This window comes from Frankia sp. CeRuru1, assembly GCF_977966315.1.
The window spans coordinates 1-4,233 of record NZ_CDWWEW010000418.1 but is presented as its reverse complement, the minus strand read 5'-3'; the positions used below and the strand labels follow the sequence as shown (position 1 = coordinate 4,233).

Genomic DNA, 4,233 nt, shown 5'->3' with positions numbered 1-4,233 from the left:
GGCGTTGACTGCTGTCCTCGGCGGCGAAGCCGGTGCTCGGCCTGTCCGCTGACACCCACCGCGACCCACCCGGCGGTGGGTGAGTCCCCGACGACGGGCGGACAACGACCCGCACCACACCACTGTGTACGTTGCCGGCAACATCGAGTGAATCTCTGGTGGTGCTCTCAGCTCGAGGACCAGAGACTGGCCACGGGGACAGCGATGACGCGCTCCGCGAGCTGGAAGATCCGTGGGCCTGTGTGTACGAGGAGCCCGAGTGTGAACCGCGCACCGATCTCCGCCTGAAGCCATTCAAGGTGTCGTGCGTCGGCACGCGAAGGGGCTGCGGACGCTTTGACTTCAACGGCGACGATCTGGCTGTCTCGGGCTTCGAGGAGCAGGTCGATCTCACGGCGGCCGTTGGCGTCGCGCAGGTGGTACATGTCGGCGCCGACTACGCTCAGCGCGCACTCGGCGCGGAACTGTGCGGCGACGAGGGTGTCGATGATGCGTCCGAGTAGGTCGCCGTCGCGGAGCGCGCGGCGGTGGTCGATACGGAGCAACGGGGCAAGGAGGCCGGGGTCGGTGAGGTACCGCTTGGGCAGCCGGACCGTGCGACTCGTGCGGTTGCGCGCCCAGGCGGGGACCCGCTGGGTGATCATGAGGGTGTCGAGGAGGTCGTCGTAGGCTACGGCGGCGTCACGTCCGATGCCCGCCGAGTCGTAGAGCAGCTTGTGGGTCGGCGAGCCGGCGGTGTTGGCGGCGATCGCCTGGAGATATCTGCGAAGTCGCAGGGGGTCTCGTACGACGCCGAGGGCCGGGGCTTCCCGGGTCGCGAGGTGGTCGACGTAGCCGGTCAGCCAGCGGTCGCGCGCTCGGTCGGCCTCGGTTCGCAGCGCCTCCGGCCAGCCGCTGCTGAGTGCCTCGGTCAGGTAGGTGTGCAGGTCCCAGCCGGTAGGCGGATCCGCGAACGCGTCCGCGTCGGCGTCGAGGATCCGGTCGATGAGCGAGGGTGCGGTCGGGTCGCCGTGGCGTTCCCGACCGACGAGGGGATACATCGTCAGCCGGACGATTCGGCCGGTAGCAGGCCAGCCCGAGGCGGTGAGGTCGGCCTGCGACGATCCGGTGAGCACGAACCTCCCGGGGCGCGGATCGTCATCGACGGCCCGCTTCACCGCGCCGAGCACCTCGGGCACGGCCTGCCACTCGTCGATCAGGACAGGCTCCCCGAGCCCGCGCAGCGCCGCGTCGGCGTCGGCCCTGACGACCGCGGCCTGCGCCGGGACGTCCAGCCGCAGGATCGACTGGCAGACACGCCGGGTCGTGGTTGTCTTGCCGCACGCCCGGGGGCCGACGACGAGGACGGCTGGGTGGGAGGCGAGGACATCTTGCAGCTCCACGTCGAGCAGGCGAGGAACGTAGGCGCGCACCAACATCCGATCATGAAAATAACACATTCTTGACCATGGTAATTACACGTAGAACACCGGTAATCTAACACGCACTCGAACCGCGCTTCGACATCCCGCTGGTCGCCAGCATCCCCGCGGTCCGTTCCCCGCACGGCCCGCGGCGACGCCACCCGGGCAAGCCGCGTGCGGGCACGGCCTACGACCAGCCGGACCTGCGCCGTTTCCTGCGCCGACGCCGTATCGCGGTTCGTATCGCCCGCCGCGGCGTGGAGAGCACCGAACGCCTCGGCCGGCACCGGTGGAAGGTGGAGACACCCCACGTAAGACACGCTCTTACTGTGGCTCACGGGGCCCACCACGTCATCCGTCGGGCGGTCGGCTTCGACCTTCCCGGCGGGGCGTCTCGGACGTCGTCGTGGCTGCTGGGAGGTCATCCCGCTCGGTATCCCAGATGGCGGACAGCGTTGGTCGGCCGAAGCAGGGACGGAACCAGATGGTTATCTCGCTGTCCGCAGTCTCAGCGATCGTCCCGCGTGCTCCCGTGACCATGGGATTGCCGCATGCGGTCAGCAGCCCGGCGACGCTGAGGTGTATGGCGTCCCATTCGTGGGCGACGGCGCGCCAGTCGGGGCTGAGCGCCCAAGGCGTATGAATGCCCCAGGTCAGCCATTCGCCGGGCACGTTGGCGACGGTCGGATGGCGCTCGCATAGGCGCAACCAGTCGCTGGGGCCATGTAGCTCGTAAACGCGCGCGTGGGCGGTAACCGGCACACTCCAGCAACCGATCTGCGGTCCGTGCCGCGACGTGACGCCGACGTCGCAGAGCTGGGTGGCGGGGAGCCTGGGGCCCAGCCTGGTCGAGGTGCGGATGCCGGCGGGCAGGCGGAACCGGGGGGCCTCCCGGGGAGTGGCCCGGGCGGCGAGTTCGTCGAGATCGGGTGGGGTCGCGGGAGAGCCCAGCAGGATCTGGTCCTGGCGGCGTAGCGGCTCCCACCACCACCACGCCGCCGGCGCAGCCGACAGCCGCACGGCGACATCGGCGAGGACCGGAGCGTCGGCAAGCAGGAACTGCCGCACGGACTGCTGTAGGGGATACCACGCCCAGCCGGAGACGGCGCGCAGGGTGACGGCAGTGAGGCGTTCCACGTCCTGCAGCGCGTCAACGTAAGGTTCCAACACGGTCCGTGGCTGAGGGCTGTGCTCGCGCCGGCGGCTGGCCCACCCGGCGGCGTGGGGCGGGCCGATCATGTTCGTCCTCAGTGTTGCAAGGAATACAGGCGGTTCGGGACTTCCGGCGTACGCATCTCGGACGGCGCCCAGCCGCAGGCCGGCGAGCTCCGCGAGCACACCGAGCGCCCGTGGCGCGCCCAGCAGTTGCTGGGCGCGCCACGGGAGGCTGCGGCGCAGGGGCTCACTCATCATGCGGGGACAACCGAAGGGTGATAACCAAGATCGTACATGTGATAGACGGCCAGATATGAGGACTCGCCCGACTCGACGCTAGGCCGGTGGTACGGGACAATCCTCGATGAACTTGGTGTTGTCGACGTAACCCACTTTGGTCACTCCCCTGATCGTCACGGCGATCTCAGACTCGCCCTTATACCAGCCGTAGTCCCGGCACGGCCGGTGACAGGGCGCCTCGTAACTATACCTGTTCGGCCGCGAGTCGACACATGGTTCCCCAATCGGATCGAATTCGAAGTACGGAGGAAGCACCGAGTAGGAAAGCTGCGTCTTGATCGAGATGTTCTCGGCCACGTACGGTGCGCCGTTTCCGCTGTTGAAATAGCAGGCGGCGGTGGCGTGGACGCTCGCATCACCGAAGCCACCCGAATAGTGCGGGTCCTGTTCCTGCAGGTCGCAGAAGGCTCCGGCCTCGTCGAAGATAAGCTGCGCATCTGGCCCCCGCGGGGCAACCGTGGCGCTGGCCGCGGCGGGGGGCGGCTGCGCCAGCTCACGTGCGCCTGCCGTGCCGACCGTGGCCAAGGCCACGGTCGCGGCGACCCCGGCGACCACGAGACCTCGCAGTATGCGTCTGACCACTGTCCTCTCCTTATCCGAGATGGGAGCTGTCGTCCGACAGATCGACTTCGTGGGGATGCGGCCGAGCCTAGGCCGGGTGCGGCCGCGGGTGACCCTGTCAGGTGACAGGGTGGCGACGGGGTCGGCCGGTGCGCCTGCTGCCGCCGCAGGTCACCGGGCTGTTCTGTGAAGGGTGTGATCATCGAAGTTGCGGGACGGCGTGCCGACGGCTCGTCACTGCTCAAGGTGGGGTCGGGCGAGGTGGCCACGTTCGGTCGCGGCGCGCCCGGCCATCGGGTGGACGTGGTCGTGCCCGACCGGGGGGTGTCCCGGGTGCAGGGGAGGCGCGTCCGGTTGAGGACTACTGGCTGTTGACGAACCTCAGTGCGAACCCGACATACGTCGTCGAGAATCCGGAGGGTCCCGGCGAGTTCGTGAAGGTTCCGCCCCGGCGGGTGGGGGCACCCGTTCCGTTCTAGTTCGCCCGGGTCCTGCTTCCGTTGACTGACGGAGTGGGTGGCTTCAAGATGTATGCGCCGCAATACAAGTACGTCGACCGGCGCATGGTTCGGTCCGATGACACGGAGTTGACCCGCCAGGTCTTTCCGCTTGACGAGACGGCGAAGTACTTCCTGATTCTCGTGGCGTTGCGCGAACCGCGCCTGCGCGACCGTTCACCGGTCGCGGTACTCACCATCGACCAGGTCATCGAACGGCTGAGCCCGCTGCCGTCGTGCGCGGGCCTCACCCGATCCGCCGTCAACTTTCACATCGACTATCTGGCCGGGCAGAAACTCCGGCTCTCCCCGCCCGA

Annotated in this window: 4 protein-coding genes; 1 reads left to right on the top strand and 3 read right to left on the bottom strand. The window is 68.4% G+C overall.

All coding sequences use genetic code 11. From position 1 onward, the window contains the following. Positions 1-167: 167 nt before the first annotated feature. The 3 genes from AC08OP_RS21705 to AC08OP_RS21695 all read right to left on the bottom strand — a co-directional run bounded on the left by AC08OP_RS21705 (position 168) and on the right by AC08OP_RS21695 (position 3,440). Positions 168-1,418, bottom strand: a complete 1,251-nt coding sequence (locus AC08OP_RS21705; protein WP_476615870.1) for an ATP-binding protein — start codon at positions 1,416-1,418, stop codon at positions 168-170. A 336-nt stretch (positions 1,419-1,754) separates the two neighbouring features. Beyond that, entirely contained in the window at positions 1,755-2,816 is a 1,062-nt protein-coding gene (locus AC08OP_RS21700; RefSeq protein WP_476615869.1) for a hypothetical protein, read from the bottom strand. 78 nt (positions 2,817-2,894) lie between these two features. Further along, positions 2,895-3,440 carry a hypothetical protein gene (locus tag AC08OP_RS21695; RefSeq protein WP_476615868.1) on the bottom strand — a complete coding sequence of 182 codons (546 nt, stop codon included), beginning with the start codon at positions 3,438-3,440 and terminating at the stop codon, positions 2,895-2,897. Positions 3,441-3,919: 479 nt separating this feature from the next. Here AC08OP_RS21695 and AC08OP_RS21690 point away from each other — a divergent pair. Continuing rightward, on the top strand, positions 3,920-4,233 hold a 314-nt coding region (locus tag AC08OP_RS21690), incomplete at its 3' end, for a hypothetical protein (RefSeq protein WP_476615867.1).

Excerpts from the sequence above, each read along its gene's own strand:
- AC08OP_RS21705 (WP_476615870.1), bottom strand. The coding sequence starts at position 1,418 with ATGTTGGTGCGCGCCTACGTTCCTCGCCTGCTCGACGTGGAGCTGCAA.
- AC08OP_RS21700 (WP_476615869.1), bottom strand. The coding sequence starts at position 2,816 with ATGATGAGTGAGCCCCTGCGCCGCAGCCTCCCGTGGCGCGCCCAGCAA.